The organism is Leisingera sp. ANG-M1 (assembly GCF_000813745.1).
In the GTDB taxonomy this organism is placed as follows: domain Bacteria; phylum Pseudomonadota; class Alphaproteobacteria; order Rhodobacterales; family Rhodobacteraceae; genus Leisingera.
Map to the genome: position 1 here is coordinate 1 of NZ_JWLC01000011.1, position 26,549 is coordinate 26,549.

The 26,549-nt window shown below is 64.2% G+C and carries 31 protein-coding genes; 9 read left to right on the forward strand and 22 right to left on the reverse strand.

What is annotated here, in order from left to right:
• The 17 genes from RA19_RS09735 to ruvC all read right to left on the reverse strand — a co-directional run.
• Nucleotides 1-321 (reverse strand): formate--tetrahydrofolate ligase (locus RA19_RS09735; protein ID WP_039162093.1); only part of this gene is annotated, 321 nt, incomplete at its 3' end.
• A 187-nt stretch (nucleotides 322-508) separates the two neighbouring features.
• The gene (locus RA19_RS09740; RefSeq protein ID WP_039162094.1) at nucleotides 509-1,084 is read right to left on the reverse strand and encodes an MOSC domain-containing protein; all 576 of its coding nucleotides are present in this window, start codon (nucleotides 1,082-1,084) and stop codon (nucleotides 509-511) included.
• A gap of 132 nt (nucleotides 1,085-1,216) precedes the next feature.
• The gene (gene ftsH / locus RA19_RS09745; RefSeq protein ID WP_039124231.1) at nucleotides 1,217-3,130 is read right to left on the reverse strand and encodes an ATP-dependent zinc metalloprotease FtsH; all 1,914 of its coding nucleotides are present in this window, start codon (nucleotides 3,128-3,130) and stop codon (nucleotides 1,217-1,219) included.
• Nucleotides 3,131-3,208: 78 nt separating this feature from the next.
• Nucleotides 3,209-4,459, reverse strand: a complete 1,251-nt coding sequence (tilS, locus tag RA19_RS09750) for a tRNA lysidine(34) synthetase TilS (RefSeq protein WP_241479046.1) — start codon at nucleotides 4,457-4,459, stop codon at nucleotides 3,209-3,211.
• Nucleotides 4,456-5,283, reverse strand: coding sequence for a tol-pal system protein YbgF (gene ybgF / locus RA19_RS09755; RefSeq protein ID WP_039162095.1), 828 nt, complete (start codon nucleotides 5,281-5,283; stop codon nucleotides 4,456-4,458). The genes tilS and ybgF overlap by 4 nt, the downstream gene beginning before the upstream one ends.
• Before the next feature lie 4 nt (nucleotides 5,284-5,287).
• A complete protein-coding gene (gene pal / locus RA19_RS09760) occupies nucleotides 5,288-5,794 on the reverse strand; it encodes a peptidoglycan-associated lipoprotein Pal (protein ID WP_039162096.1) in 507 nt (168 codons plus the stop codon).
• Between the two features lie 90 nt (nucleotides 5,795-5,884).
• Nucleotides 5,885-7,210, reverse strand: a complete 1,326-nt coding sequence (gene tolB / locus RA19_RS09765) for a Tol-Pal system beta propeller repeat protein TolB (RefSeq protein WP_039162098.1) — start codon at nucleotides 7,208-7,210, stop codon at nucleotides 5,885-5,887.
• Entirely contained in the window at nucleotides 7,207-8,349 is a 1,143-nt protein-coding gene (locus RA19_RS09770) for an energy transducer TonB (RefSeq protein ID WP_039162099.1), read from the reverse strand. The genes tolB and RA19_RS09770 overlap by 4 nt, the downstream gene beginning before the upstream one ends.
• Before the next feature lie 15 nt (nucleotides 8,350-8,364).
• On the reverse strand, nucleotides 8,365-8,856 hold the full coding sequence (gene tolR / locus RA19_RS09775; RefSeq protein ID WP_039162100.1) for a protein TolR: 492 nt from the start codon (nucleotides 8,854-8,856) through the stop codon (nucleotides 8,365-8,367).
• A gap of 3 nt (nucleotides 8,857-8,859) precedes the next feature.
• A complete protein-coding gene (gene tolQ / locus RA19_RS09780) occupies nucleotides 8,860-9,555 on the reverse strand; it encodes a protein TolQ (RefSeq protein ID WP_039162101.1) in 696 nt (231 codons plus the stop codon).
• Between the two features lie 105 nt (nucleotides 9,556-9,660).
• Nucleotides 9,661-10,044 (reverse strand): tol-pal system-associated acyl-CoA thioesterase, encoded by a 384-nt coding sequence (ybgC, locus tag RA19_RS09785; RefSeq protein ID WP_039162102.1) that lies wholly within the window; start codon nucleotides 10,042-10,044, stop codon nucleotides 9,661-9,663.
• A gap of 109 nt (nucleotides 10,045-10,153) precedes the next feature.
• Complete coding sequence (gene thpR / locus RA19_RS09790; RefSeq protein ID WP_052261738.1) at nucleotides 10,154-10,705, reverse strand: RNA 2',3'-cyclic phosphodiesterase; 552 nt, start codon at nucleotides 10,703-10,705, stop codon at nucleotides 10,154-10,156.
• The gene (locus RA19_RS09795) at nucleotides 10,705-11,373 is read right to left on the reverse strand and encodes a hypothetical protein (protein WP_039162104.1); all 669 of its coding nucleotides are present in this window, start codon (nucleotides 11,371-11,373) and stop codon (nucleotides 10,705-10,707) included. The genes thpR and RA19_RS09795 overlap by 1 nt, the downstream gene beginning before the upstream one ends.
• Before the next feature lie 330 nt (nucleotides 11,374-11,703).
• Nucleotides 11,704-12,021, reverse strand: a complete 318-nt coding sequence (locus RA19_RS09800; protein ID WP_052261739.1) for a hypothetical protein — start codon at nucleotides 12,019-12,021, stop codon at nucleotides 11,704-11,706.
• 15 nt (nucleotides 12,022-12,036) lie between these two features.
• The gene (ruvB, locus tag RA19_RS09805) at nucleotides 12,037-13,056 is read right to left on the reverse strand and encodes a Holliday junction branch migration DNA helicase RuvB (protein WP_039162106.1); all 1,020 of its coding nucleotides are present in this window, start codon (nucleotides 13,054-13,056) and stop codon (nucleotides 12,037-12,039) included.
• Between the two features lie 119 nt (nucleotides 13,057-13,175).
• Nucleotides 13,176-13,865, reverse strand: coding sequence for a Holliday junction branch migration protein RuvA (ruvA, locus tag RA19_RS09810; RefSeq protein ID WP_039162107.1), 690 nt, complete (start codon nucleotides 13,863-13,865; stop codon nucleotides 13,176-13,178).
• On the reverse strand, nucleotides 13,862-14,359 hold the full coding sequence (gene ruvC, locus RA19_RS09815; protein ID WP_039162108.1) for a crossover junction endodeoxyribonuclease RuvC: 498 nt from the start codon (nucleotides 14,357-14,359) through the stop codon (nucleotides 13,862-13,864). The genes ruvA and ruvC overlap by 4 nt, the downstream gene beginning before the upstream one ends.
• 327 nt (nucleotides 14,360-14,686) lie before the next feature.
• Here ruvC and RA19_RS09820 point away from each other — a divergent pair, with 327 nt between their 5' ends.
• Nucleotides 14,687-14,905, forward strand: a complete 219-nt coding sequence (locus RA19_RS09820; protein ID WP_039162109.1) for a DUF1127 domain-containing protein — start codon at nucleotides 14,687-14,689, stop codon at nucleotides 14,903-14,905.
• 188 nt (nucleotides 14,906-15,093) lie between these two features.
• On the opposite strand, the gene RA19_RS09825 is transcribed toward RA19_RS09820, so the two are convergent.
• The 3 genes from RA19_RS09825 to RA19_RS09835 form a co-directional block, all read right to left on the reverse strand.
• Nucleotides 15,094-15,438: a hypothetical protein gene (locus RA19_RS09825; RefSeq protein ID WP_039162110.1), complete on the reverse strand. Its 345-nt coding sequence runs from the start codon at nucleotides 15,436-15,438 to the stop codon at nucleotides 15,094-15,096.
• 103 nt (nucleotides 15,439-15,541) lie between these two features.
• On the reverse strand, nucleotides 15,542-16,414 hold the full coding sequence (locus RA19_RS09830; protein WP_039162111.1) for a 50S ribosomal protein L11 methyltransferase: 873 nt from the start codon (nucleotides 16,412-16,414) through the stop codon (nucleotides 15,542-15,544).
• Between the two features lie 146 nt (nucleotides 16,415-16,560).
• Nucleotides 16,561-17,796 carry an MFS transporter gene (locus RA19_RS09835; RefSeq protein ID WP_039162112.1) on the reverse strand — a complete coding sequence of 412 codons (1,236 nt, stop codon included), beginning with the start codon at nucleotides 17,794-17,796 and terminating at the stop codon, nucleotides 16,561-16,563.
• Between the two features lie 174 nt (nucleotides 17,797-17,970).
• Between RA19_RS09835 and RA19_RS09840 the strand changes: the two genes are divergently transcribed.
• On the forward strand, nucleotides 17,971-19,032 hold the full coding sequence (locus RA19_RS09840) for a YeeE/YedE family protein (RefSeq protein ID WP_039162113.1): 1,062 nt from the start codon (nucleotides 17,971-17,973) through the stop codon (nucleotides 19,030-19,032).
• A gap of 131 nt (nucleotides 19,033-19,163) precedes the next feature.
• Here RA19_RS09840 and RA19_RS09845 read toward each other — a convergent pair whose 3' ends face one another.
• On the reverse strand, nucleotides 19,164-21,359 hold the full coding sequence (locus tag RA19_RS09845; RefSeq protein ID WP_039162241.1) for a primosomal protein N': 2,196 nt from the start codon (nucleotides 21,357-21,359) through the stop codon (nucleotides 19,164-19,166).
• 81 nt (nucleotides 21,360-21,440) lie between these two features.
• On the opposite strand from RA19_RS09845, the gene fsa reads away from it, so the two are divergent.
• The 6 genes from fsa (at nucleotide 21,441) to RA19_RS09875 (ending at nucleotide 25,435) form a co-directional block, all read left to right on the forward strand.
• Nucleotides 21,441-22,094 carry a fructose-6-phosphate aldolase gene (gene fsa / locus RA19_RS09850; protein WP_039124262.1) on the forward strand — a complete coding sequence of 218 codons (654 nt, stop codon included), beginning with the start codon at nucleotides 21,441-21,443 and terminating at the stop codon, nucleotides 22,092-22,094.
• A gap of 372 nt (nucleotides 22,095-22,466) precedes the next feature.
• Nucleotides 22,467-23,165 (forward strand): DUF484 family protein, encoded by a 699-nt coding sequence (locus tag RA19_RS09855; protein WP_039162114.1) that lies wholly within the window; start codon nucleotides 22,467-22,469, stop codon nucleotides 23,163-23,165.
• Complete coding sequence (locus tag RA19_RS09860; protein WP_039162115.1) at nucleotides 23,162-24,082, forward strand: tyrosine recombinase XerC; 921 nt, start codon at nucleotides 23,162-23,164, stop codon at nucleotides 24,080-24,082. The genes RA19_RS09855 and RA19_RS09860 overlap by 4 nt, the downstream gene beginning before the upstream one ends.
• A gap of 51 nt (nucleotides 24,083-24,133) precedes the next feature.
• Nucleotides 24,134-24,352 (forward strand): GDCCVxC domain-containing (seleno)protein, encoded by a 219-nt coding sequence (locus RA19_RS09865; protein ID WP_039162116.1) that lies wholly within the window; start codon nucleotides 24,134-24,136, stop codon nucleotides 24,350-24,352.
• Nucleotides 24,353-24,469: 117 nt separating this feature from the next.
• Nucleotides 24,470-24,682, forward strand: a complete 213-nt coding sequence (locus RA19_RS09870) for a hypothetical protein (RefSeq protein WP_039162243.1) — start codon at nucleotides 24,470-24,472, stop codon at nucleotides 24,680-24,682.
• A gap of 39 nt (nucleotides 24,683-24,721) precedes the next feature.
• Complete coding sequence (locus tag RA19_RS09875; protein ID WP_039162117.1) at nucleotides 24,722-25,435, forward strand: CDP-alcohol phosphatidyltransferase family protein; 714 nt, start codon at nucleotides 24,722-24,724, stop codon at nucleotides 25,433-25,435.
• A gap of 99 nt (nucleotides 25,436-25,534) precedes the next feature.
• On the opposite strand, the gene RA19_RS09880 is transcribed toward RA19_RS09875, so the two are convergent.
• Nucleotides 25,535-25,987, reverse strand: a complete 453-nt coding sequence (locus RA19_RS09880) for a methylated-DNA--[protein]-cysteine S-methyltransferase (protein ID WP_039162244.1) — start codon at nucleotides 25,985-25,987, stop codon at nucleotides 25,535-25,537.
• Between the two features lie 206 nt (nucleotides 25,988-26,193).
• On the opposite strand from RA19_RS09880, the gene RA19_RS09885 reads away from it, so the two are divergent.
• Nucleotides 26,194-26,535 (forward strand): hypothetical protein, encoded by a 342-nt coding sequence (locus RA19_RS09885; RefSeq protein WP_152615728.1) that lies wholly within the window; start codon nucleotides 26,194-26,196, stop codon nucleotides 26,533-26,535.
• Nucleotides 26,536-26,549: the final 14 nt, after the last annotated feature.

The window sequence follows — 26,549 nt, forward strand, 5'->3', positions numbered from 1 at the left end:
CTTCATGCCGAAGTTCGGGCCGAGGCTCGCTTCGCGGATACAGATCATCGCGTTCTTGCCGATCCGGTTCAGGCCATCGCCCAGGCCCACGGTGGTGGTGGTCTTGCCTTCGCCCGCAGGCGTCGGGTTGATCGCGGTCACCAGGATCAGCTTGCCGTCTTCCTTGCCCTGAACCGAGTTGATAAACTCCTGGCTCACCTTCGCCTTGTCGTGGCCGTAGGGCAGCAGATCGTCGTTCGAGATCCCGATCTTCGCGCCAATCTCCTGGATCGGCTTCTTCTGCGCTTCACGCGCAATCTCAATGTCACTCTTGTAGCTCATGGCAAGATTCCTGCTGAGTTTGCATACAATCGCCGGCACAGAATGCCGGGTTGGCGGTAGATTTAGCCAATCTGCGGCAAAACACGCGCGTGATTTCCGACATTATCCTGCCCCGAAGCGGCGCAGAGCCTCTCCGGTGTTTCCCGCCAGCCCCTTAAAGGAAACTCATTTCCCTGCTGAAGGGAATTCATGGCTTCCAGGAACGTTGATCCGGAACAAAGAGAGACAGTTTTTCCCCCAGCGACAGCGCGCCGGGCCGTTCCACCCAGGCAGTGATTCCCCGCCGGTTCTGCGCCGCGGGTTTGAAGCGGGCGCCAAACCCCGAGTGGTCCTTTTCAATCTCCCGCCCCGGCAGAACACAGGGGCGATTCTCCATATCCACCGTGAGCGTCACCCCATCCGGCCCCTGCAGCCGCGAGGATGGCGGCACAAAGGTGAAGTCCGGAATGCCCCGGAGAACAATGGTGGCCCCCAGATGCACCGGATCAATCCGCTCCATTTCCATGTCTGCAGCGATCAGCGCCAGTTCTTCTTCCGACAAAATGGAGATCTGGCGCACGTTGCGGATTTCAGTGCCTTCCGGGTAAAGGTTGCGAACGCGAACACAGGAGCTGCGGTTCTCGCCCTCATGGCGTTCCCCAGAGATTCCGCCGAATCCCAGCTGCAGCCGGTCTGACGGGACGGACTGCAGGCCGCTGGCCGCCGGGACAAGGCCCAGCCACGTAACCTCGCCCTGAAAACCGCTGTCGCGCAATACCGGCATGCCTGTACTCCTCAATTCAAATCCGCTTGCTGGCACCGACCTTACAGGCTTTGCGGTCAGCCGCCAGCCGTCCCGCCGCCAAAAGAAAACGCCCCGGAGATCCGGGGCGTTTTACTTGTCTCAGCTATGGTTTCAGGCCGTCGGCTCAGGCTCCATGCCGCCTTCCGGCGGGGATTTCTTCGGCTTGGCCTTGGGAATCGCGGTCACCGAGGCGTTGCCCTGATCCTCATTGCCATCCTCATCGTCGCCTGCCTGCGGCGGCTCGCCGTTCATGACACGCTTGATCTCGTCGCCGGTCAGGGTCTCGTATTCCAGCAGGCCCTGCGCCAGGCGCTCCCACTCTTCGTGATGCTCTGTCAGGATCTGGTGGGCGCGGTCATAGCCTTCCTGGATGAAGCCTTTCACCTCTTCCTCGATCAGCTCTTTGGTATGGGCCGAAACCGAGAAACCGGCGGTGTTGCCCGAGTAGCCTTCATGCGCCTCGGCATAGTCGATGTTGCCGACCTTGTCGGACATGCCCCAGCGCATCACCATGGCGCGGGCCAGCTGGCTGGCCTGCTGGATGTCGCCGGCCGGGCCGTTGGAGACATGATCTTCACCGTATTTGATCACTTCCGCAGCCTTGCCCGCCATGGTCATGGCAAGCTTCTGCTGGCACTCGTCGCGGTGCCAGTTCAGGCGGTCCATTTCCGGCAGCGACACCACCATGCCCAGTGCACCGCCGCGCGGGATGATCGTCGCCTTATAGACCGGATCGCATTCCGGCAGCACCAGGCCGACAACCGCGTGGCCGGCTTCGTGGTAGGCGGTCTTTTCCTTCTGGTCCTGGGTCAGCACCATCGAACGGCGCTCGGCACCCATCATCACCTTGTCCTTGGCGGATTCGAAATCCTCCATGGTGACAAAGCGGCGGCCAACACGCGCGGCCATCAGAGCGGCTTCGTTCACAAGGTTCGCCAGGTCCGCACCCGAGAACCCCGGGGTGCCGCGGGCAATAATGCGCAGATCCACATCGGGGCCCAGCGGAGTCTTGCGGGCATGCACGCCCAGGATCTTCTCGCGGCCTTTGATGTCGGGGTTTCCAACGGTCACGTTGCGGTCGAAACGGCCCGGGCGCAGCAGCGCCGGGTCCAGCACGTCCTTGCGGTTGGTCGCGGCCAGGATGATGACGCCTTCGTTGGCCTCAAAACCATCCATCTCCACCAGCAGCTGGTTCAGAGTCTGCTCACGCTCGTCATTGCCGCCGCCATAACCGGCGCCGCGGTGGCGGCCGACGGCGTCGATCTCGTCGATAAAGACGATACAGGGCGCGTTTTTCTTGGCCTGCTCGAACATGTCGCGGACACGCGACGCACCGACACCTACAAACATCTCGACAAAGTCGGAGCCCGAAATAGTGAAGAAGGGAACGCCTGCCTCACCCGCGATGGCGCGGGCCAGCAGTGTCTTACCGGTGCCCGGAGGGCCGACCAGCAGCGCGCCTTTGGGGATCTTGCCGCCGAGGCGCGAGAATTTCTGCGGGTTGCGCAGGAATTCGACAATTTCTTCCAGCTCTTCCTTGGCCTCGTCGATGCCGGCGACATCGTCAAAGGTCACACGGCCATGCTTCTCGGTCAGCATCTTGGCCTTGGACTTGCCGAATCCCATGGCGCCGCCTTTGCCGCCGCCCTGCATCCGGTTCATGAAATAGATCCAGACACCAATCAGCAGCAGGAAGGGCAGCAGCGTGATCAGGAAGGACTGAAAGCCCGACTGCTGCTGCTTTTCAGCCCGCACCGGAATGTCGTTCTCGATCAGCAACGCTGTGACTTCCGCGTCGCCCGGCTTGATGGTGACATAGCTCTGACCGTCGGTGGTGGTGTAACGGACCTGTTCACCATCCAATGTCACGGTGCTGACCTTGCCGGCCTCGACCGAGCTCACGAAGTCGGAAAATACCTTTTCACGGCTCTGCATCGTGCTTCCGGAGCCGCTGAACAGATTGAACAGCGCCAGGATCAGCAGAAACAGAACAACCCAAAAGGCGATATTGCGTGCGTTGCCCAAGGAAAGCTCTCCCTATCAATGAGGCGTGCCGCGCCGGCCGCCTGCGTTGTGCCTAAAATAAGGATCATTCGGGCAGGTTCAATGCGATAAAAGGGATGCAAAGAACTCTTCTTCGCCGTAAGCCGTTTCCGCCGACCAGCCATTTGCCAGCCCGGCAGGCGGCGCAGCGATGAGTTCGCTGCCGTGCCACAGCGCAGGAGTTCCTTCGAGAACCGGCCCGGGCACCGCGGTATCGCGCCAGTCGGGGCACTCCAAAAGCCCATGCCGCCCCAGGGCCCGGACCTCGCAACCCTTTGCATCGCCGCCAAAAAAATTCCAACGCCCATCCCAGAGCTTGCCCGGCAAAGCGGCCTCGCTGCACACTGCCTTGTATTCACGGCAGACCCAGATCTGCTTAGCTGTTGTCAGCAGCCTGCAGCCCGCCAGGGTTATCGAGCCGCCGTTGCGTGCCGCCAGAACCGCTTTTTCCATCGGCACCCGGCGCGGCGGATATGCGGCGCCGGACACCCATTGGAAGGCCCGCACCAGCAGCCGGTGGCTGATTTCACTGGGCAGCGTGCGGAATTTCCGCTGGCACAGCACCACCGCGCCGGCCTGAAGATGGACCTGATCGCGGGCTGCCAGGAAGACATACCAGTCCAGCGCTTCGCGGGCCTTGGTCATGTTGCGGGCGACCTTGGACAGCACTTCCGGAGTAAGACCAAGGTCCGCCAGCCCCTCAAGCGCCCGCCGCACCCGCACCCGCTCAAACCTTGCATCCTCATTGCTGGGATCCTCGGCCCAACTAATCCCGCGGCGCTGCAGATAGCCGCGCAGCTCGGAACGGGTGACGTCCAGCAACGGCCGCAGCAGCGTCACCCCGTTGTGAACGCGCCGTTCGGCCATGCCCGACAGCCCAGTCACCCCCGAGGCCCGCGCCATCCGCATCAGCACCGTTTCGGCCTGGTCATCCGCGGTGTGGCCTACCGCCAGCACCTGGATGTCCTTGCTCCGCGCCCAGCTGGTCAGCAGGTCGTACCGGGCCTCGCGTGCCTGATTCTGCAAGTTGCCCTCGCGCGGGCCCACCTCCCAGCGCAGCACTTCGTGGCTGATTCCCAGTTGCTCAGCAGCCGCGCCCGCAGCCTTGGCCTCTGCCGCCGCTTCCGGCCGCAATCCGTGGTCCACGGTGGCGGCATGCAGCTCCACTTCGCTGCTGAAACAGTCATGCAGGAGATGCAGCAAGGCCATCGAATCGCCGCCGCCCGACAGCGCTACACCCACCTTGTCCGGGAGTGCAGAGCGGAACTGGCTGCACACCATGGCTTTGATATCACGCTGAGGCGGTGTCAAGAACAGCCCAGCTTGGCCATTTCGGCCCTGGCCTCCGTTTCCGGGCCTGCCCCGGGAAACCGCACGCCGACTTCGGACAGGGTCACACAGGCCTGGTCGGTCTGCCCTAGGCGGCCCAAAGCGGCACCCAGCTCAAACAGCGCCTTTGGCGCCATCGGCCCCGAGGAATTACCGGTAAAAGCCGCCAGATAGGCCCGTGCCGCTTCGCGGGTATCCCCCAGCCCGTCAAGTGCCTTGCCGCGGCTGAATTCGGCCGCCGGTGCCAGCGGACTGCCCGGGTAAGACTGGTTGAACGCGGCAAATTTCTCAGCCGCATCCTGATACAGCCCCTCGGTCAGCAGCTTTTCCGCAGCATCGAAATCCGCCTGCTCGCCGATGGCCAGCTCACCGCCGCCGGTATCCGCTCCGCCTGCCGGGCTGGTGTCTCCGCCTGCGGCCGGCAGCTCACCGCCGCCCAGCGTTGTCGTCTCTCCGAGCGCGCCAATGTCGCCGCCTTCCAGTTCCACAAGCCGGAACTCCAGATCGCCTATCCGGTTGGTGCCGTCGGCGACAATCCGGTCCACCCGGTGGCCCAGTTCCTCGGTCTGCAAGGTCAGCCGCTGCAGCTCCGTTTCAATCGCGCCGACCCGGTCCAGCACGGTGCTGCCGGAAACATTCGCCGAGGGCGCGCCAGTGGTCGACAGCTCCCGCTTCAGGCGCTGGATCTCAACATGCAGGACAGTCAATTCCTGGCGGATGTCGGCCAATGTCTGCTGGTCCTGCGCGGCCAGCGGCAGCGGCAGCAGCATCACAGAGGCCAAAAGCGCTGTGCGGAGACGTTTCATGGCGCTACCCCGTCAGCCCGCCGGCCAGCACGGTGACCGCGCGGCGGTTCTTGGAATAGCAAGTCTCATCCGAGCAGATCTCCAGCGGGCGCTCCTTGCCGAAGCTCACCACCTTGATGCGGCTGCCCGCAACCCCTTGGGAAATCAGGTATTCGCGGGCCGCATTGGCCCGTTTGGCACCCAGGCCGAGGTTGTATTCGCGGGTGCCCTGCTCATCCGCGTGGCCTTCGATGGTCACCACGTAATCAGCATTGCGGGTCAGCCATTGCGCCTGCCCCTGAAGCGTCGCCTGGGCAGCCGGTGTCAGGCTTGACTGATCGACAGCAAACAGCACCCGGTCGCCGACGGTCTGCTGGAAATAGGCCGGGCTGGCCGGATCCAAGGCCCCGGCGCCCGCACCGGCTCCACCTGCGCCGGCACCGCCGTTCAGATCATCGTTCCACGGGTTGGTGCTGCAGGCCGACAGCCCCAGCACGGCCACCGCCGCCATTGCCAATTTCAAACCGCTCATCTCGTCTGCCTATCCTTTGCGTTTCTTAACCCGAAGTTAACACATGAACGGGTCTGGTTCTATGCGGGTATCCCCGCCTTAACGGCCCTTTTACTGCTGCAGCGGCGACCAGGCCGGATCCGAGGCCCCGTCCGGGGTCTTCACCGGCTTCAGGTTGCGCCCGGTGATGTCCACAGAATAGAGCAGCGCCCGCCCGGTGCTGCCCTGGCTTTCGCGGGTGAACATGATCACCCGGCCATTTGGCGCCCAGGTCGGCCCCTCGTCCAGGAAGGAAGCGGTCAGCAGCCGCTCCTCGCTGCCGTCAGTGCGCATCACACCGATGTGGAACCGGCCTTTGTTCTGCTTGGTGAAGGCCACCATATCGCCCCGCGGCGACCACACAGGCGTGCCGTAACGCCCCTTGCCGAAACTGATCCGCCGCGCCTCGCCGCCGCCCGCGGGCATTACATAGAGCTGCTGGCTGCCGGAGCGGTCGCTTTCAAAAACAATCTGCGAGCCGTCCGGCGAAAACGACGGCGCAGTCTCAATGGAGGGTGCCGAGGTCAGCCGGGTCTTGGCACCGGTCGCAATATCCATCGAAAACAGATCGGTGTTGCCGCCCTGGGTCTGCGAGTAGACCACGGTGCGCCCATCCGGAGCAAACCGCGGTGCAAAGCTCATGATGCCATCGCCGCTGGACAGAATCTGCCGCTGCACCTTGCCCACGTCCAGCACATGGATCTGCGGAAAGCCGCTCTCGTAGCTGGTGTAAAGCACCCGGTCGCCGGTGGGCGAGAACCGCGGCGCCAGCACAAGCGAGGCGCTGTTGGTCAGATACTGCACATTGGCGCCGTCGTAATCCATGATCGCCAGCCGCTTGCGCCGGTCGTTCTTGGGACCGCTTTCCGAGACATAGACCACCCGGCTGTCGAAATAACCGCTCTCGCCGGTGATCCGGCTGTAGATCGCATCCGAGACCTTATGCGCCATCCGCCGCCACCCCTCGGTGGTGCCGGTGAACTGCAAGCCGGACCCCAGCTCGTTTTCGGCAAAGACGTCATAGCCGCGGAAGCGCACCGTCAGCCGGTTGCCGTTGACACTGACCCCGCCGGTGATCAGGGCCTGCGCGTTCACCGCCTTCCAGTCGGCGTATTTCACCGGGTTGTCGAACCCTGTCACCTTGGAGATATGGGCGCTGGCCGGCACTTCCCTGAACAGCCCGGTGCCGCTGAGGTCGGATGCGATCACCCGCGCAATCTGCGAAGCGTATTCCGACGCTGCCGCGGTTTCCGGCACAAAGTCAGGCACCGCATAGGGCAGCGGCTCGATCACACCCTGGTCGATCTCGATACGGAGCGGCCCGTCCTGCGCCGCGGCTGCACCCGCGTTTCCCAGTGCCGAAGCCCCGATCAGGAGAGCTGCCAGAAAATTCTTCATTTGATCCGCATCCTTTCCGGATTGAATGTCATCTCAATATCGCGCCATTGGGCATATTTTTCAGGGGGAAGTTTGAAACCCCGGCTGCCGCAGCGGATAATTGCCCGCCGCGCTGCCTCGTAGGCCTGCTTTGACGCCAGCGCAGTACCGCCGGTGCTGGACAGCAACCGGATGGATCCGCTGTCAGGCTTCCCGTCCTCACTCAGCGACACGCCAACAACAACAGTGGTGTTCAAAGCATCCGTCGACAAAGAGCCCACGTTCCAGCATTGCGAGACCGCGACACGCAGCGCTTCTTTCTCGCCCAGCGTCAGCGGCGGACCGGAAGGTTCCGGCGCTTCTACATCAGCGCCCCCCGCCAGCGCTTCGGCCAGCGCATCCTCGACAGCCGAGGGCGTGTCTGCCGGCGGCTCGTCAGCAGGCTGTTCCTGTTCGGCGGGCTGGGCGGCTTCAACAACCTCTTCCGGCTCAGGCTGAGGCCGTTCAGGCCTGGACCTGGGCCGCAGCGAGGCCGCAGGCGCCGCCGAGGCCGCCAGTTCCTCACCCTCGTTCTCTTCGGTCACGATCCGGTCGCTGGCCGCTTCGGGTGCCGTGGCCTCCTGCACCTCCTGCTCCGTCTCAGCACCTTCCTCAGGCGCGATTTCGGGCTGTTCGATCTCGGCCACTGCCGTGTCTGGCTCCGGCTGTGCCACCGGCACCGGCGCCACCCGGTCAGCCGGGCGCTGCTGCGCATCCGGTGCAACCTGCGGCACCAGCGAAGGCACCTCGGGCTCTTCCACCGCAGAGGGCAGCTCCAGCGGCACCTCTGGTTCCGGCTGCGGCTCGGGAAGCACTGCCACCTGCGGGTCCGGCTCCGCAGGAGTAACCGGTTCAGGCTGCGCGGTCTCCGGTTCCGGGTCCGGCTGCGGCGCAGGCTCTGGCGCGGGCGGCACCTCAACCGGTTCATTCAGCGGCGCGGGTTCCGGCGAGACCTGCGGCGCCCGGCGCTGCTGACTCAGCTCTTCGAATTGCTCGGCGGAAATCAGCGCTACCTGCTGCACTTCGAAGGGCAGCGGTTCAGAAGGGAACCAGGCGCCAAAGACAACCCAGCCCATCAGGAGCCCATGGCCTGCCAGAGAGATCTTGGTTCCGGTCTGCAACCTGAACGTCCCCGCTTACTGCCCAATGCCCTCAGACGGCAGCCCGTCCAATGCCGGACCGCCCGTGTCCGTCACCAGGCCTACATTCGAGAAGCCGCCGGCGTTGAGCGCACCCATCACCTGCATCACGTCGGCATAGGCAATCTTGCCGTCGGCACGCAGGAACACCCGGTCCGAGCTGCGTTCGGCTGCAATCGCGCGCAGCCGGGGCACCAGCTCATCCCGCGCAACCGGCGTGGTCTGAATTTCCACCCCGCCTGCCGCGGTCATGGTTACAGTGAGCGGCTCTTCATCATCGCCCGGCAAAGCGCCCGCGGCGGTTTTGGGAAGCTCCACTGGCACGCCCACGGTCATCAGTGGTGCCGCGACCATGAAGATAATCAGCAGCACCAGCATCACGTCCACAAAGGGCGTCACGTTAATCTCCGACATCGGGCGCCCGCTGCGGCGGCGGCGGCCCCGGCGGCGGTCGCCGCCTCCCTGCGGCTGCTGGACTGCGGCGCCCATGGCTCAGGAATCCAGCTGGCGGCTGAGAATGGTGGCGAACTCATCGGCAAAGGCCTCATAGCCGCCGATGATACGGTCGCTGTCCGCGCTCAGCTTGTTGTAGAAAACCACTGCCGGGATCGCCGCCAGCAGGCCCAGGCCCGTTGCCATCAGCGCCTCTGCAATACCCGGCGCCACCACAGCCAGATTGGTGTTCTGCTGCTCAGCAATCTCGATAAAGGCGGTCATGATGCCCCAGACGGTGCCGAACAAGCCGATGAACGGCGCGGTCGAACCGACAGTCGCCAGCACCGACAACCCGCTTTGCAGCCCCTCGGTCTCCTTGGCAATGGCCACATCCATCGACCGGTCGATACGCGCCTGCGCACCCGGGATCAGCCCGCCGTCGCTGCGGTGGCTGCGCCGCCATTCGGTCATGCCCGCCGAGAAGATCCGCGCCGCCTGCCCCGGAGGCTCCGCCCCCAGCTTGTCGAACAGCTCATCCAGCGGGTTGCCGGACCAGAAGGCGCGGTCAAAGGCGTCTGCCTCGCTGCGCGCGCGGCGGTAGTTGATCATCTTCTGAATGATAATGCCCCAGGACCAGACCGAGGCCCCGACCAGCATCAGCATCACCAGTTTCACGGTTACGGTGGCCCGCGCGAAAAGGCCCCACATGGAGAAATCAATCTCCTGCGCCAGCGCCAGAGTTTCTGCTTCCATTCGCCTGCTCTACGATGTCCCGGCCGTTTGTCCGGCCTTATTTGCAGGAAAGCTATCGCAGAACAAAAGCAAAGGCCAACAAAACAGGCGGGGATGAGCCGATTGTTACATCAATGCGCGAATCTCTGCCGGAAGCCGCGCTGGTTTGCCGCCTGTAGTGATGCAGACGATGGTGACCTGCGCCCGGAACAACGGCTGGCCGCCTCGGGTGACTTCCTGAATCAGCACCATCCGCGCAGGCGTCACAGTGTGCAGCGAGGTAGAGACCAGCAGTTCCTCGTCGAACTTGGCCGGCGCCAGATAGTCCGCCTCGATCCGGCGCACCACATAAATCAGTCCGGCCTCGCGCATGGCGTTCTGATCAACGCCTATGCCGCGCACCCAGTCGCTGCGTGCGCGCTCGATGAAACGCAGGTAGTTGGCGTGATACACAATCCCGCCCATGTCAGTGTCTTCATAGTAGACCCGCACCGGGAACTCATGCTGCATGGCCTGCCCTCCTGCCGTATTTGGCGCACCCTAATAAGCGCCCCGGGCTGCTGCAACAGCCTGCAGGGCGGGCAATCTGCCCACGCTCTCCGGGCAAAACAAGCGGACGTCACTCCAGCCGTCCGCTCAACGGGTACTCTGCCAGCACCTCATACCGGGCGCCGCCCGGCGTCAGGGTCGATTGGAAAAGTGCAAAACCCGCCCCCTCAGCCTCCAGGCTGAAACCTGCACTTTCCTGGAGGAACAGCACAATCTTCTCCAGCTGGCCCGGCTGAAACTGCCTGGGAAAGCGCGCCAGCGTCACATGCGGCCGGAATCGTTCGCGCTGCAATTCTATGCCCGCCGCCTGGCAGGCACTGCGCACACGGTCCCGCAGGCGGCTCAGTTCAGGTGTTTTCTGCACCGTTGCCGCCAGCACTCGCGGCAGCCTGCCGCCAAATGCCTCCACGCCTTGGAACTTGAGTTGCAGCTCCGGCGCCCGGATTTCGGAAAGCTCCTGGTGCAGAGTCTGCAGAACCTGTTCCGGCTGGTCATCCAGAAACGCCAGCGTCAGATGCATGTTCTCTGCAGGCACCTGCCGCCCGGCGGTCAGCCCTTCCTGCACCCGCTCCAGCGCATCCTGGGCAGCATCCGGCAGCGGCAAGCCCACAAAGGCCCGCATCAGGGCTGGGCCTGCTCCGCCCCCGGAGCCTGAAGGCGCGCAAACAGGCGCAGCGCGTGGGATTTGTCATCTGCAGCCACCGGCATCATCCGGTCATAGGCTGCGGCGATGACACCGGCGATCTCAGGGCGCAGGATTGTGGCACCCGTTTCCGGGATCACCGCTAGCGGCGAGGCCTCGGCAAAGGCGCTGTCGCCCCACATCAGCGCCACCTGCACGGCCTGTGTCAGCGCCAGGGTCTCGGCTGGCATCTGCGCCATCGCCCCTTCCATCCTCAAGAACACGAACGCTGCCTGGATCGCCCCCTGATCGTCGAACCGGAAGGCCCGGTACTGGCTGGCACCAGCCTCTTTCAGGCGTCCGACCAGCGGCTGCAAGCCTGGGATCAGCCGGTCCAGGTCCGGCACTGCCAACAACTCGTCCCACTCCCGGAAAAAAAAGAACATCAGGTTCGATCCCAATTCCGGGTCGGTCTCGGCCATCTGGTGCCCAGCCAGGGTCATCACCGCCTCCAACGCGCCCTTGACGGTTTTCAGCGTTTCGTCTTCGACACCGAACACAATAGGCGCCACCGGGCGCCCCCAGCGGGCAAAGGCATAAGAGCCGTCAGCACGGGTGAACAGGGCTTCGATCTGTTCCGGAGTCAGGTCTGGCAACTGGGCGGTCATGGGGGTCTCCTTGATGCTGCCCTGTCTATGCCCATTGCAACAGGCGGCGGCAAGGGGGAGGCTCCCGCGCCTGCCCGGCCTCCTGGCAAAGCCAGGCCGCCGGAAGCAGCCTTGGGCCCGGCGCCGCTGACGCGGCGCGGCAGCTACTGCAACAATCCGGCTCGCATCATCCGGCAAGGACAAAATCAGCTCTGCGGCCCCTCCAGCCGCGCGCAGCCCTTCCTCTTGCCGCAAATTTCCCTGCCAGAGGCACACCGCGCGCCAGCGCGGTGCCCGGCCCAACGGAAGCAAGGCGTCCGTGATGCCGCCGTGGCGGGCGGGAGCCTGCCGCTACTCATTCAGGTAACCGCCCCATTTTCGCTGCAAAGCTGCACCCGGATCTATCCCCTGCCAGTCCGCAAACAGTAGCAGGAAGCCCAGCAGGTCCGCCACCTCATCCTCCAACTCCCGGCGTGAGGCTTCCCCGCGGCCCTGCCCCGTCAGTTTCAAGTAAGCAGAGGCGACTTCGCCCAACTCCTCAGTCATCTTGCCCAGATACCAGGCAGAATCCCGGTCAATACCGAACCGCTCCGCATAGACCTCCGAAACCAGCCGCGCCAGTTCCGTCAATTCGTCAACACACGCGCCTTCACTTATGGTGCCTGCCAATGCCCTCTTCGCCCATTACCCGAACAAATCATTCTGCGAGCGCGGCGGCGCCAGGCCGAGGTGTGTCCAAGCCTTCTGCGCCAGCATCCGCCCCCGGGGCGTGCGCTGGATCAGCCCCTGCTGCAGCAGGTACGGCTCGATCACCTCTTCCAATGCATCGCGGCTTTCGGATAGGGCGGCCGAAATCGTTTCAATCCCCACCGGCCCGCCGCCGTAGTTCTCGGCGATCAGTGTCAGGTACCGCCTGTCCGCCCCGTCGAGCCCCAGCTGGTCCACCCCTAGCCGCGTGAGCGCGCCGTCAGCCAATTCGCGGGTGATTGTGCCATCGCCCTCCACCACCGCAAAGTCCACAACGCGGCGCAGGAGCCGGCCCGCGATCCTTGGGGTGCCGCGGGCGCGCCGCGCGATTTCGCGGGCGCCGGCGTCATCCGCCGGCGCGCCCAGCTTGCGGGCGTTGCGGCTGACGATCTCGAACAGCTCGTCAATGGTGTAGAACTGCAGCCGGGTCGGGATGCCGAAGCGGTCGCGCAGCGGTGTTGTCAGCAGCCCCATGCGAGTGGTTGCGCCGACCAGGGTAAAGGGCTGCAATTCGATCCGCACCGTGCGTGCGGCAGGGCCCTCGCCAATGACCAGGTCCAGCTCGAAATCCTCCATCGCCGGATAAAGCACCTCTTCCACCGCCGGGTTCAGCCGGTGGATCTCGTCGATGAACAGCACATCGCGGGCTTCCAGGTTGGTGAGGATCGCCGCCAGATCACCCGCCTTGGCCAGAACCGGCCCGGAGGTCATACGGAAGTTCACCCCCAACTCCCGGGCAACGATCTGCGCCAGCGTCGTCTTGCCCAGGCCAGGAGGCCCGTGGAACAGCGTGTGATCCATTGCCTCGCCGCGGCGGCGGGCGGACTCAATAAAGACCCGCAGGTTGGCGCGGGCTTCAGCTTGGCCGATGAATTCGCCAAGACCCTGCGGGCGCAGGGCGCGGTCATTGTCCTCGGGCAAAGGGTCGGGGCGGAGGGCCGGATCTGCGTCAATCATTTTGCTGGTCTCTCATATCTGTGCCGCCCGGCTGCAGGCCGGGCAGCGCCCGCCACCACCCACGGGAGGGCGCTTCGCACCCACCCAGGCTCGGGCGCTGCCCTTCGCATTTCATTTCGTCACCCTTTCGGTGCCAGCAGACGCAGCGCGGCGCGGATCAGTTCCGGCTCGTCAGCATCTGGATATGTGGCCGCTGCCTCGGCCACTGCCGCCGCCGCATCAGACGGGCCATAACCGAGATTACCCAAAGCCGACAGCGCCCCGGCAGAGGCCGCAGCAGCCCCTGACGGTTTCTTGGGCGGCGCCTTGCGGGCAGGTTTGGCGGCTGGTGCAGGCTCTGCATCCTCAACCACGTCCAGCCCAGGACCATCCAAGGCATCCACCACAGTGCCGCCCATCGCCATCACGCCCGGCGCCTTGTCCTTGAGGTCCAGCACGATGCGCTGCGCGGTCTTGGGACCGACACCCTTGGCAGCCTTCACCGAGGCCCAGTCGCCCAGGGCGATGGCCCGGCTCACCCCGTCCGGCCCCAGCGCGCCGAGAATGGCCAGCGAAACCTTGGCTCCAACCCCCTGCACCGAAGTCAGCAGACGGTGCCATTCCTTCTCGACCAGCGACGTGAAACCGTAAAGCTGCATCAGGTCTTCGCGCACCACCATTTCGGTATAAAGCGCAATCGCCTCGCCCGGCCCCGGCAGCGCCGCCATGGTGCGGTCGGAGCAATAGACAATATAGCCGACGCCGCGCACGTCGATCAGCACGTGATCTTGCGCCCGGTAGTCGAGCCGACCTGTCAGCTTGCCGATCATGCGCGCTTCTCCCTCAGCTGCCGCTGCTGTGTACCGCCGTAATAAGCGTGGCAGATGGCAATCGCCAGCGCATCCGCGGCATCGGCGCCCTTTGGCGCACAGCCTGGCAGCTGCAGCTTGACCATGTGAATGACCTGCTCCTTCTCGGCGTGGCCCACGCCCACCACCGTCTTCTTGACCCGGTTCGGCGCATATTCCCCAACCGGCAGCCCCGCCTTGGCCAAAGTCAGCAGCGCCACCCCACGGGCCTGGCCAAGTTTCAGTGTGCCGGCCCCGTCCTTGTTCACAAAGGTCTGTTCGATCGCCGCCTGGTCCGGCGCAAAGGCCTCGATGATCTCCGACACTTGGTTATGCAGCGACAGCAGCCGCTCGCCCAGATCATCGCCGTCCGAGTGGCACAGACCGTTGGCCACATGGCTCAGCCGCGCGCCATTTGATTCGATCACGCCCCATCCAAGGGTGCGCAGCCCCGGATCGATACCCAAAATCCGCATGTTGTGCCCGGTCCCTGCCCGCTTATCAGAAATTATTTTGCCCACGATTAGCACAAAACGCGAACATGTCCAATTGCTTTCCCTCATCCGCCAATTGCAGAACGCCGCTGCCAAGGTCTGAATCCGACCCTTTCCAAATGCGGCACCGACATTTTCGCCACAATTCGGCAACCTGGCGGATAGCCCTTGTTTTTAAGGCTCAAAGCTATGCACAGAATGCATATGACACATGCAATTTCAGGCCTTGCTGCGGAAATTGTTCAGCCCTAGATGCGGCTCATCGCAACGACGCGAACGAATGCTAACACCTAATCAGAGGACAAGGACATGGCCGCATTTGACACCACCCGTACCACTTATGGTTCCACCGGCCTGTTTGGCCGTTTCGGAGCCCTGGTTGCCGCTGCAACCGGCGCTTTCGCCGCATGGAATGATGCGCGCGCAACCCGTAACGCCCTGTCCGGTCTGAGCGACCGCGAATTGGCCGACATCGGCATGTCGCGCGGCGACATCGAAGATGTTGCCAACGGCAAGAACGTCTTCTGAGACCCCTGATTGACGCCCTGCCTCCTCCCTCGGGGCGCATAGGGAAACGCCGCGGACCTGAACAGGCCGCGGCGTTTTTTTTGCCCTGCCGCGGCGCGGAGCTGTCCGGAATGAGAAAGGCCGCAGGCAGGACGCCCGCGGCCATTTCAGCCCCCATAGCTGAGTTCCCTGTCAGCCTGGTCTTTCCGTCACCGCAGGATGGGTCCGATCTTCTGTGCCACAAAGACAGATGCCGGATCCGCCTGCATCACAAAGGCGCCGGCTCGCTCGACGGCACTGCCCTGCGCAAGGGTGCTGACCCGCTCGTCATAGCTGCCGAATCCGAGAGCTGCCATCAGGAAGCCTTTGAACAGCAGAAAGGCTGCCACGAAAAACAGGACAGAACGCCCAGAGATCCGCGACTGTACCCTGTGCGGCTTTACCACCAGCAGCCCGTCAGGCCGCAGTTTTGCGGTGTAGCCCCCCGAAATAGCCTCATGTTTGCGGTTGATGTGCTTCAAACGCGCCTGGAACTGATCACGATGTTCGCCCATTACGAGCCTCCGAACTGGCCCCCACCAGCGGATGGCCTATTGTTGGCTCGAAATGCGGCGAAAATGCGGCGAACCCCTAAAATTCGCCGCAAACTTAAGTCAATCAGCCCGCTTTACGCAGAAGTAACGTTGTCCATTCACCAATTTCGTCCCGGCGCTCCAGATTGATGCCGTTCTGTGCATAAACCTCGGTCACGTTATCTGCCTGCTCATTCAGGATGCCCGAGAGAATCGCATAGCCGCCAGGGCGCAGATTCGCGGCCACATCGGGGGCCAGTGCAACCAGCGGGCCCTTCAGAATATTGGCAAAGATGAGATCGAAGGGCGCCTGGGCCTGCAGTTCCGGATTGTCGAAGCCAGCCGCCTCCAGGCAAGCAACCTGGCCCTCCATTCCGTTGGCCTTAAGATTTGCCTCGGCCACTTCCACCGCCACTTCATCAATATCGCTGGCCATAATGGTGCCGTCCCAGACCCGCGCGGCAGCCATTGCCAGCACCGCGGTGCCGCAGCCGATGTCCGCCACTTTTTCGCCACGAAACCCCTGGTCCAGCAGATGATCCAGAGCCTTTAGGCAGCCGAGCGTGGTGCCGTGGTGGCCGGTGCCGAACGCCATCGCTGCCTCGATCAGCAGCGGAATGCGGTTTGCGGGCACTTTATCCGCATCGTGAGAGCCGTAGACAAAGAAGCGCCCCGCCTCGACCGGCGCCAGCTCGCGGCGCACATGGGCGACCCAGTCGGTTTCAGGCACTTCCGACACCACAAACGGCTTGGCACCATGCATGGCCTCCAGCAGCGCCAGCCCCGCCTCATCCGGCGCTTCGGTGAAATAGCCGCCCACTTCCCACAGGCCGGAGCCGTCTTCCATCTCGAAAACGCCGACACCGGTGGGTTCCGGGATCAGACGTTCCATGGCTTCGCCCAGCGCCTCGGCCTGGGCTTTTCCGGTGAGAGTGGTGAGGGCGGTATATGTGGGCATGGCGTCTCTCCTGAAACTGTTGGCAAGCGCCTAGGCTGCCGCGCCGCCCGCGTCAAGCGCCTCAGCCTGGCCCAAGGCCAGGCAGCGCCCGCGCTCACAGTGTGCGCGGGCGCACGCCCCGCGGCTGGCGCTACAGGGCTGCAGGGTCACTCAGCCGGCGCGGGAGAGGCGTATTTGCTGAAGATGGTCTCGTTGCCGGGTTCCGGATGGCGCGGGATCAAAAGCGACAAGGCCAGCGAAACCAATGCCATTCCGGCCGCCAGCGCGAAGACCAGCCCCGGCGAGAAGACCCACAGCAAGCCCAGCAGCACCGGCAGGAACACCGCGGCGATATGGTTGATGGTAAAGGCCACGGCGGCCGTCGGAGCAATATCGGCCGGATCGGCGATTTTCTGGAAATAGGTCTTGAGCGCCAGCGCCAGGGCAAACAGCACATGGTCCACCACATAGAGCACCGCAGCAATCACCACGCCCCAGCCGAACCAGTAGATACCGCCGTAAGCCGCAAAGACAATCGCCAGGCCCGCGTATTCAAAGATCAGCGTGCGCCGCTCTCCAAACACCGCCACTGCCTTGCCCAGCATTGGCGCCACGGTCATGTTGATTACAAGGTTGATCAGGTAGAGCCCGGTCAGCTCATGCACCTCAAAACCGAACTTCTCGACCATCATGAAGCCGGCAAAGACCACAAAGATCTGCCGCCGCGCCCCGGCCATGAACTGCAGTGCATAATACAGCCAGTAGCGTTTGCGCAGGATCAGCTTCTTGGTTTGCGGTGTCGGCGAGTCAAACTGCGGGTAGGCAAACAGTGCAAAAACCGCAATGAGCACCGTCACCCCGCCAGCCGCCATGAAGACAGTGTTATAGGCCAGGCCGAACCGGTCCCAGGTCAGCACGATCAGGCCATAGACAACCAGCGTTGCAGCAGACCCCGCCGCCACCAGCCAGCCCAGCGTCTGCGGCGCCTTCTCTTTGCTGAGCCACTGCAGCTGCAGCGACTGATTCACCGTCTCGTAGTAGTGAAACCCGATCGAGCTCAGCAGCGTCACCATCAGCAACCCGCCCAAGCTTGGGAACCAGGCGGTGACAGCCGTCGCCACCCCCAAGAGCACCAGCGAGATCAGCCCCAGCACCTGCTCGCGGATAAACAGAATGACGGCAATCACACCGACGGCCAGGAACCCCGGGATCTCCCGCACCGTATGCAGCAGGCCGATGTCGGCGCCATCAAACTGCGCCGCCTCAATCACAAAGTTGTTGAGCAATGCGCTCCAGGCATTGAAGGCAATGGGCATCGCCAGCGCCATCAGGAACAGCAGCGTCACGGGACGGCGCCAGAACGGGAGGCCCTGCGCCTCAAGAAGGGGCATCGGTTTGAACATGCCTAGCATCTAAGCCGCCGCAGGCCGTTTGGCGAGAGCAAAGACGCCGCCGCACATGCACCTTCGCATCAGCGCGCAAAGACCCGGCCGCAAGAAACCCCGCCCCGGCTGATCTGCATCAAGACGATCCGCGCGCGCATCACATATGCAGTTTCGTGAATTTGGAGGCATGTGATGGATCTTGTTCCCCTGGTTGAGCGCATCGGCGAGGCTCCTGCAGCTGCCCTGCTGGGCCTGGTGACGGGCACGGTATTTGGCGTTGCTGCACAGCGCTCCCGCTTTTGCTTGCGGGCAGCAACGGTAGAGTTCGCCAGCGGCCGGCTGGGGGACAAGGTTGCCGTCTGGCTGCTGACGTTCTCCACTGCGATGGTCTGGGTGCAGGGAGCGCAGTTGATCGGGCTGATGGACAGCGCCAACGCCCGGATGATGGCGGTGCCGGGCAGCTGGTCCGGCGCCATCCTCGGCGGGCTGATGTTCGGCTGCGGCATGGTGCTGGCGCGCGGCTGCTCGGGGCGGCTGCTGGTGCTGGCGGCCACCGGCAACCTGCGGTCGGTGGTGTCGGGGCTGATCTTCGCCGTGGTGGCACAGATGAGCCTCTCCGGGCTGCTGTCGCCGGCCCGCAGCTGGCTGGCCGGGCTGTGGGTCACCGAAGGCGGCCGCAACATGGACCTGCTGGCCGCCCTTGGCTTGCCGCAAGCCAGCGGGCTGGGATTGGGACTGGCCGCGGCGGCACTGGCCCTGGGGCTGGCGCGCCGGAACCGGATCGACGCGGCGCGGCTGGTCTTTGCCTCCGGCGTAGGCTTTGCCGTCGCACTGGGATGGGTGCTGACCTATGCGCTGAGCCAAATCGCTTTCGACCCTGTGCAAATCGAAAGCGCAACTTTCACCGGCCCGTCTGCCCATACCTTGATGTTTTTCCTGGACAGGGATGCGGTTCTGGAATTCGACATCGGCCTGGTGCCCGGCGTGTTCATCGGTGCGATGGCCGCCGCCGCCCTGTCCGGAGAAATGAAACTGCAGGCCTTTGACGGTGCCTCCACCATGCGCAGAGCAATGATAGGCGCCGCGTTGATGGGATTTGGCGGTATGCTGGCAGGCGGCTGCGCCATCGGCGCCGGGGTGACTGGCGGCTCGATCTTTGCGGGCACAGCCTGGGCCGCATTGTTTTTCATGTGGATTGGCGCCATGGCCACCAGCATCCTCACCCGCGTCCTGACCGAAACCGCTGCGGCCTGAGCCAACGGGTCATGCGAGGCTCTGCCTCGCGCGCCGGGATATGTGAGGCAAGAGGAAAGCTGCTTCTTTCTGGTCGAAAATACTCCGGGGGAGGCCTGCAAGGGCCGGGGGCAGAGCCCCCATCTCTGCCGTCAAAAAAAGCTCTGCGGGTCGATGTCGACACTCAGCCGCAGATCGCCCTTCAGCCGCAAAGGCGCAGTCCAGCGGGCAATCGCGTCCTGCAGCGGCACGCCCTTGGGGGCCTTGACCAGCAGACGCACCCGGTGGCGGCCGCGGATGCGGGCAATCGGTGCAGGCGCCGGCCCGAACAGCTGCGCACCTATCTGGCGCAACGGGCCATCATTGCGGGCCATCGCATTGCCTAGATCGAACACCTCGGCCAGATCCGGCCCTGACAAGATGATCCCGGCCATCCGCCCATAGGGCGGCACGCCCGCGGCCTGGCGCTCGGCGGCTTCAGCTTTCCAGAAGCTCTCCTCATCCCCCGACAGGATTGCCCGGATAACCGGATGCTCGGGCTGGAAGGTCTGCATCAAGGCCTCACCCGGCCGTTCGGCCCTCCCGGCCCGGCCTGCTACCTGGCGCATCAGCTGGAAGGTCCGTTCGGCCGCACGCAGGTCCGAGCCCTGCAGGCCAAGGTCGGCATCGATCACGCCCACCAGTGTCAGCAGCGGGAAGTTATGCCCCTTGGCGACCAGCTGGGTGCCGAGGATGATATCGGCTTCCCCTGCCGCGATCTCTTCGATCCGCGCCTTCAGCGCCCGCGCCGAGCCGAACAGATCCGAGCTCAGCACCGCAATCCGTGCCTCCGGGAACAGGCCGGTTGCCTCCTCCGCCAGCCGCTCGATACCTGGGCCGACCGGCGCCATCTTGCCTTCCACTTCGCAAGAAGGGCAGGCGTCAGGCACCGGTTTGGTCTCGCCGCACTGGTGGCACATCAGCCGCTTCATGAAACGGTGCTCGACCATCCGCGCGTCGCAATGATCGCAGGCCACCTGCGCGCCGCAAGCGCGGCAAATGGTGACCGGGGCAAAGCCGCGGCGATTGAGGAACAAAAGCGACTGCTCGCTCCGTTCCATCCGCAATTTCATTGCCTGTTTCAGTGTCGGCGATATCCAGGTCGAGGGCAGCAGATCCTCGGACCGCATATCAACGCTGCGCATGTCAGGCAGCACTGAAGCCCCGAAACGCGAGGTCAGGTTTAGCCGCTTGTATTTCCCCGCCTCTGCATTTGCCCAGGTCTCCAAGGACGGCGTCGCCGAGGCCAGCACCACCTGCGCGGAACACATCGCTGCGCGCAGAACAGCCATATCGCGGGCATTGTAGAGCACCCCGTCTTCCTGCTTGTAGGAGGTGTCGTGCTCTTCATCGACAATGATCAAGCCAAGGTCGCGGAACGGCAGGAACAATGAGGATCGCGCTCCGATCACCAGCTGCGCCGCGCCCTGCCCGACCATTTTCCAGACCCGGCGGCGCTCGGTCATGGTGGCGCCGGAATGCCACTCTGCCGGTTTTGCCCCAAACCGCGCCTCAACCCGGGTCAGGAATTCCGCCGTCAGTGCGATCTCCGGCAGCAGCACCAGGGCCTGGCGTCCGGCGCGCAGACAGGCGGCAACGGCTTCCAGATAGACCTCAGTCTTGCCGGAGCCGGTGACGCCTTTCAGCAACGTGGTACCGTACCGCCCGCTTTGCACAGCTTCCGCCAAAGCAGCGGCGGCGCCCGCCTGATCCTCGGTCAATTCCTTACCCGGCAGCTCCGGATCCAGAAGCGGGTAGGGCAGATCACGCGGCGCTTCCTCCTCGCGCAGGGCGCCCTGTTTCACCAGCCCCTTCACCACCGAGGGCGTCACATCTGCCATATCCGCCAGCTCGCGCGGGGTGAAGGCAAGGCCGCCGTATTGCTCCAGCACCTCCAGCACGCGGGTGCGGGCGTCGGTCATCCGGTCCGGCACCCCCTCGCCGCGGCGCAGGATCTTGCGCATCGAGGGCGGATCACTCAGCCCCGGCGCCCGGGTCGCCAGCCGCAGCATCGCAGGCATCGGGGTCAGGGTGTAATCAGCGGCCTTGCCCAGAAACTGGCGCATCTCGCTGCGCATCGGCGCCACATCCAGCACCCGGATCACGGAGCGCAGCTTGGCCGAATCGAAGCCGCCTGCGCCCGCACCCCAGACCACGCCCAGAACTTTTCGCGGGCCCAGCGGCACCTCGACATAGGCGCCGAGGAAACATCCGCCCTCGGGCGCACGGTAATCCAGAAGCCGGTCAAGGGGTTGCGTGGTCAGCACCCCGACCCGCTCGCCTGCCTGAAAGAACTCCTGCCCGCTCATGCTGCTGCCCATGTTGCCGCCCGTATATGCATGAGGTAAAGGCAGAAGCGACAGAGGCCAACCCATCCAGAGGACTGCCCCATGAAATTCTTTGTAGACACCGCCGAGATCGGCGCCATTGCCGAGCTCAACGACCTGGGCATGGTGGACGGCGTCACCACCAACCCGTCGCTGATCAAGAAGTCCGGCCGCGACATCATCGAAGTGACCAAGGAGATCTGCGATCTGGTCGACGGCCCGGTGTCGGCGGAAGTGACCGCAACCGACGCGGACACCATGATCGCCGAAGGCCGCAAGCTTGTGGAAATCGCGGAAAACATCGCGGTGAAGGTGCCGCTGACCTGGGACGGTCTGAAGGCTTGCAAAACCCTGACCGACGACGGCCACATGGTGAACGTGACGCTCTGCTTCTCGGCTAACCAGGCGCTGCTGGCGGCCAAGGCGGGCGCGACCTTCATCTCGCCCTTTATCGGACGTCTGGACGACATCAACCTGGACGGCATGGAGCTGATCGAGGACATCCGCACCATCTATGACAACTATGGCTTCGAAACCCAGATTCTGGCCGCCTCGATCCGGTCGGTGAACCACGTGCTGGACTCGGCCCGCATCGGCGCCGACGTGATCACCGCACCGCCCGCCGTGATCAAGGCGATGGTGAACCACCCGCTGACCGACAAGGGCCTGGACGCGTTCCTGGCCGACATCAAGGCGGCAGAGATCAAGATCCTCTGATCTGCCTCCCGGATCCCGTTTCACGTACAGGCGCCCAGACAGCGGGCGCCTGTTTTTTTGCCGTCTGCCCGCTTGCAGGGAGAGCTCCCGCGCCGCCGCGCCGCCCGGCTTACGCCGGGCCGCACAGCCGGCTTGGGCACAGCAGCGCGCCACCGGCGCGCTGCGGCGGCGTTTCAAAAACGCCGCGGCGCCGGGCATCTGCCCGGCGCCATCCCCAACGGGAGCGGTGCATGGCAATGCAGCGGCGACGGGGCGGGAGCACCCCTCCTGCGTGAAAACCGGTGCGCCGCATTTTTCCGCAGCATTGTGCAATTCCCGTGTTATACACGGAGCAAACCCGCCAGAGGTCCCTATCCGCAAGAGTTTCGAGACATGAGCAGTTCCGCCACTTTGGAAAACCAGCTGCGCGAGGCCATCCTCGCCAAACCCGATGCCGTGCTTGAAGACCAGCACCTGATGAACGCGCTGGTCGCCGCCAACGAGCGCGCCATGGGCTCCAATGTTGTCGATCTGCGCGGCATCGCAATGGAACGGCTGAGCGCCCGGCTCGACCGGTTGGAAGACACCCACCGCTCGGTCATTGCAGCCGCCTATGACAATCTGGCCGGCACCAACCTCATTCACCGCGCCGTCCTGCGGCTGATGGAGCCGCAGGACTTCACCGCTTTCCTTGCCTGCCTGGAAACAGACATGCCGGAGATCCTGCGGGTGAGTGCCCTGTCCCTGGTGCTGGAAACCTCCCAGCCCGGCGGCGCCGACGTGGAGCGGAAATCCGGCGCCCTGAAACTTGCAGGCCCCGGCTTTGCCGAAAGCTATGCCGGCCAGCCCCGCAGCACCCGCCCGGTCACCCTGCGCCAGACCCAAGGCGGCAGTCCGCGGGTCTATGGCCAGAAAGCCGAATGGATCCGCTCCGAGGCCTGTTTGATGCTGGATCTCGGCGCGGGCCGCCTGCCCGGCATGCTGGTGATGGGTTCGGAGGATCCGCACCAGTTCTCGCCGATGCAGGGCACCGACCTGCTGGCCTTCTTCGGCGGCGTGTTTGAGCGCTCCATGCGCTGCTGGCTGTCATGACGATGATTTCTCCGGCCTGCCGTGACGCGCTGCAGCTCTGGCTGCAGCGGCTCGGCGGGCTGGAGGATGCCTCGGCCAATACCCTCACTGCCTACCAGGGCGACGTCACCGCGTTCCTCGCGTTCATGACGGCCCATGCCGGCGGCCCGCAAGGCCTGGGCGCTCTGGCCAGGATCACCACTGCGGACATGCGCGCCTGGATGGCCTCCGAGCGCAACTCCGGCACCGGCGCCCGCTCGCTGGCGCGCAAACTGTCGGCGGTGAAGAATTTCTACCGCTGGCTGGCCGAGCGCGAAGGCTTCGAACCCGCCGCCGTCCTGTCCGCCCGCGCACCGAAGTTCCAGAAAAAGCTGCCACGGCCGCTGGCACCGGAAGCTGCCAAAGCGGTGCTGGAAACGGTGGAACTGCAGTCGCAGCAGGATTGGGCCGCGGCCCGGGATGTTGCGGTGGTGACACTGCTTTACGGCTGCGGGCTCAGGATTTCCGAAGCGCTCGGGCTGAAAGGCTGCGATGCGCCGCTGCCGCCGGTGCTGCGCATCCTTGGCAAGGGCAGGAAGGAACGGGTGGTTCCAGTGCTGCCGGCGGCGCGCGATGCGGTAGACCGGTATCTGCGGCTCTGCCCCCATGCACAAGAAGATGATGCGCCGTTGTTCCGCGGCGTGCGGGGCGGCGCGCTCAATCCCCGCCAGATCCAGGACGCGATGGCCAAGACCCGCGCCCAGCTTGGCCTGCCTGCAACCGCAACCCCGCACGCGCTGCGGCACAGCTTTGCCACCCATCTGCTGGAGGCCGGCGGCGACCTGCGCGCCATCCAGGAGCTTCTGGGCCACGCCTCGCTCTCGACCACCCAGGCTTATACAGCGGTGGATACCACGCATCTGATGGAAGTTTACAACCGGGCCCACCCCAAAGCGTGATTTGACTTGGCAGGCTGACCGGATTTTGCTGGCTGCACGGAGGGACCTGCGATGACAGCGGCCAAAGTGATCCTGAACAGCGTGCTCACCTGCCCTGCTTGCGGCCATGCTGCGGCAGAGGTAATGCCGCAAGACGCCTGCCAGTGGTTCTACGAGTGCCATGCTTGCCGCAAGGTGCTGCGGCCGGAGCCGGGCGATTGCTGCGTCTTCTGCTCCTATGGCAGCGTGCCCTGCCCGCCGGTGCAGGACGGCAGCGGCTGCTGCAGCTAGGCCTGCCTGCCGGGCCCGGTTTCCTTAAAATGCAAATTATTTCGGCGGCGCCCGGAAAGGCCTTGTTAAGTCCGGGCAGGCCAGATGGCTGAAACCGATCCAGAAAGGATTTCCGCTATGACCGTTCCTGGCTTTGCCGCCCTGTTTGCCGATGGCGCCCCTGCTGCCCCCGCCCCGCCTCCGGGCAGCGTGCCTTATGACCGGATTGACGACCTCCCGGCCCGTGCACCGTTCTCGGCCCCCGGCATCTCCGATCCCTCCCCTTATGGCCGGCGCCTGGCCCGCATCCAGTTTGCGGCAGGTACGGATTTCCGCCCAACCCTGCATTGAACGCTTGCGGCCCTTGGGCAAATTCGCCATCAGGGGGGCATGACACCTCAGATCCGCGCCCTTACCGTCCACCTGCTGACCGCAACCGGAGCCGTCTTTGCCATGCTGGCAATGCTGGCCGCCGCAGAAGGCAAGTGGAGCCTGATGTTTGTCTGGCTGGTTGTTGCCTTTGCCGTTGACGGCATCGACGGACCGCTGGCGCGGCACTATCACGTCAAGCGCTACTCGCCGGAATTCGACGGGGTGCTCTTGGACCTGATCATCGACTACCTGACTTATGTCTTCATTCCGGCCTTTGCGCTGTTCCAATCAGGCTTGATGGCGGGCTGGACCGGCTGGTTTGCCATTATCGTGATCACCTTCGGCAGCGCGATGTATTTTGCCGACACGAGAATGAAGACCAAGGATAATTCCTTCTCAGGCTTTCCCGGCTGCTGGAACATGCTGGTGCTGGTGATCTTTGCGCTGGAACCCAGCCATTGGACCAGCCTGGTGCTGGTGACCCTGCTGGCGATTGCCATGTTCCTGCCGCTGAAGTTCATCCATCCGGTGCGCACGGTCCGCTGGCGCAAGGTCTCCTTGCCGATGGCGCTGGCTTGGACCTTCTTTGCGGGCTGGGCCGCCTGGGTCGATTTCCACCCGGCCAGCTGGGCCCATTGGGGACTGGTGGTCACTTCGGTTTATCTGCTGTTTGTCGGTATTGCCCAGCAGATCGTGCCGGAGCGGCGGCGCAAGTCTTCTTCGGCGGCGTAAGACAGCAGGGGCGCTGCCCCTCTGCGCCCCGTTGGGGCGCATTCACCCCGGAGTATTTTTGACCAGAAAGAAGCGTAAAGAGCGCATCCCGCCGCTGGCTCAGATCAGCAGGCCCGCGGCGCCTTCGTGCTTCAGCAGTGCCACCTTGGTTTCCACCCCGCCCTGGCCCGAAAAGCCGCCCAGGCCGGTGGCGCTCAGCACCCGGTGGCAAGGGATGATCACCGGGATCGGGTTGCCGCCGCAGGCATTGCCCACCGGCTGCGGCGGCGCGCCAAGGTCTTTGGCAATCTCGCCATAGGTGCGGGTATCGCCAAAGGGGATCGCCAGCATCGCATCGCAGACCGCGCGCTGGAAATCGGAACCCTCTACCTGCAGAGGCAGATCGAACACAGTCAGCTCGCCTGCAAAATAGGCGCGCAGCTGCACCAGCGCCCGCTCCAGCAGCGCCGACTGCCCGGTGGCCTCCTCAGACCAGGCGAGCCGCACGATGGCTCCATCGCGTTCTGTCACGCTGAGTGCGCCGACCGGGGTTTCAAGACTGGCTGATATCACGCTGCTGCCCTCCGCATGGCTGGCTGCCACTGTCCTTTGCGCAGCGGCCGGATGCAAGCGGGCTTGCGCCGTTAACACTTCGTTAACCAGTCTTAAGGAAACCTCACCGCATTTCATCAAATTAGAATAAAGTGAAATTCAAGAACGGAACTAAGGGTAATCAAATGCTGTCTGCAGTCTCCAGCACCGCTAGCCTTTACAACAGCATGAAGCAGGCCCAGGCGGCCTACCAGCGCCAGCCCGCCGTCGCCGAAGCAGGCGGCCAGCCGGTGGATGCACCGCTGATCGACGGCACATCGCAAGGCCAGGCGCGCAGCGTGGCCCGCGAGCAAGCGCTGAGCGGCGCCCGCCCGGATGCCCTGACCCCGCAGTATGTCGGCCCGGCCCGCGAGGCCGCCCGCAGCGCAGCCTTGAACCTGAAACAGGTGAACGGCCTGGATATGGCAGCCTTTTACCTGGATCTGGCAAACGGCTGCCACGCAGGGCCCAAACCCGCCAGCGCCCTGGCGGCCGAAGCCCATTACCTGGCCGCCCGCAAAGCGATCTGATTGCGCCCCTGACC

Excerpts from the sequence above, each read along its gene's own strand:
- RA19_RS09865 (WP_039162116.1), top strand. The coding sequence starts at position 24,134 with ATGACAGCGGCCAAAGTGATCCTGAACAGCGTGCTCACCTGCCCTGCT.
- RA19_RS09875 (WP_039162117.1), top strand. The coding sequence starts at position 24,722 with ATGACACCTCAGATCCGCGCCCTTACCGTCCACCTGCTGACCGCAACC.
- tolB (WP_039162098.1), bottom strand. The coding sequence starts at position 7,210 with ATGAAGAATTTTCTGGCAGCTCTCCTGATCGGGGCTTCGGCACTGGGA.
- fsa (WP_039124262.1), top strand. The coding sequence starts at position 21,441 with ATGAAATTCTTTGTAGACACCGCCGAGATCGGCGCCATTGCCGAGCTC.
- ruvB (WP_039162106.1), bottom strand. The coding sequence starts at position 13,056 with ATGATTGACGCAGATCCGGCCCTCCGCCCCGACCCTTTGCCCGAGGAC.
- RA19_RS09835 (WP_039162112.1), bottom strand. The coding sequence starts at position 17,796 with ATGTTCAAACCGATGCCCCTTCTTGAGGCGCAGGGCCTCCCGTTCTGG.
- pal (WP_039162096.1), bottom strand. The coding sequence starts at position 5,794 with ATGAGCGGTTTGAAATTGGCAATGGCGGCGGTGGCCGTGCTGGGGCTG.
- RA19_RS09740 (WP_039162094.1), bottom strand. The coding sequence starts at position 1,084 with ATGCCGGTATTGCGCGACAGCGGTTTTCAGGGCGAGGTTACGTGGCTG.
- RA19_RS09885 (WP_152615728.1), top strand. The coding sequence starts at position 26,194 with ATGAAGCAGGCCCAGGCGGCCTACCAGCGCCAGCCCGCCGTCGCCGAA.
- ybgF (WP_039162095.1), bottom strand. The coding sequence starts at position 5,283 with ATGAAACGTCTCCGCACAGCGCTTTTGGCCTCTGTGATGCTGCTGCCG.
- tolR (WP_039162100.1), bottom strand. The coding sequence starts at position 8,856 with ATGGGCGCCGCAGTCCAGCAGCCGCAGGGAGGCGGCGACCGCCGCCGG.
- RA19_RS09855 (WP_039162114.1), top strand. The coding sequence starts at position 22,467 with ATGAGCAGTTCCGCCACTTTGGAAAACCAGCTGCGCGAGGCCATCCTC.
- ybgC (WP_039162102.1), bottom strand. The coding sequence starts at position 10,044 with ATGCAGCATGAGTTCCCGGTGCGGGTCTACTATGAAGACACTGACATG.
- RA19_RS09860 (WP_039162115.1), top strand. The coding sequence starts at position 23,162 with ATGACGATGATTTCTCCGGCCTGCCGTGACGCGCTGCAGCTCTGGCTG.
- ruvC (WP_039162108.1), bottom strand. The coding sequence starts at position 14,359 with ATGCGGATTTTGGGTATCGATCCGGGGCTGCGCACCCTTGGATGGGGC.
- ruvA (WP_039162107.1), bottom strand. The coding sequence starts at position 13,865 with ATGATCGGCAAGCTGACAGGTCGGCTCGACTACCGGGCGCAAGATCAC.
- RA19_RS09870 (WP_039162243.1), top strand. The coding sequence starts at position 24,470 with ATGACCGTTCCTGGCTTTGCCGCCCTGTTTGCCGATGGCGCCCCTGCT.
- RA19_RS09825 (WP_039162110.1), bottom strand. The coding sequence starts at position 15,438 with ATGGGCGAACATCGTGATCAGTTCCAGGCGCGTTTGAAGCACATCAAC.
- RA19_RS09830 (WP_039162111.1), bottom strand. The coding sequence starts at position 16,414 with ATGCCCACATATACCGCCCTCACCACTCTCACCGGAAAAGCCCAGGCC.
- RA19_RS09820 (WP_039162109.1), top strand. The coding sequence starts at position 14,687 with ATGGCCGCATTTGACACCACCCGTACCACTTATGGTTCCACCGGCCTG.
- RA19_RS09840 (WP_039162113.1), top strand. The coding sequence starts at position 17,971 with ATGGATCTTGTTCCCCTGGTTGAGCGCATCGGCGAGGCTCCTGCAGCT.
- tolQ (WP_039162101.1), bottom strand. The coding sequence starts at position 9,555 with ATGGAAGCAGAAACTCTGGCGCTGGCGCAGGAGATTGATTTCTCCATG.
- RA19_RS09795 (WP_039162104.1), bottom strand. The coding sequence starts at position 11,373 with ATGACCGCCCAGTTGCCAGACCTGACTCCGGAACAGATCGAAGCCCTG.
- RA19_RS09845 (WP_039162241.1), bottom strand. The coding sequence starts at position 21,359 with ATGAGCGGGCAGGAGTTCTTTCAGGCAGGCGAGCGGGTCGGGGTGCTG.
- thpR (WP_052261738.1), bottom strand. The coding sequence starts at position 10,705 with ATGCGGGCCTTTGTGGGCTTGCCGCTGCCGGATGCTGCCCAGGATGCG.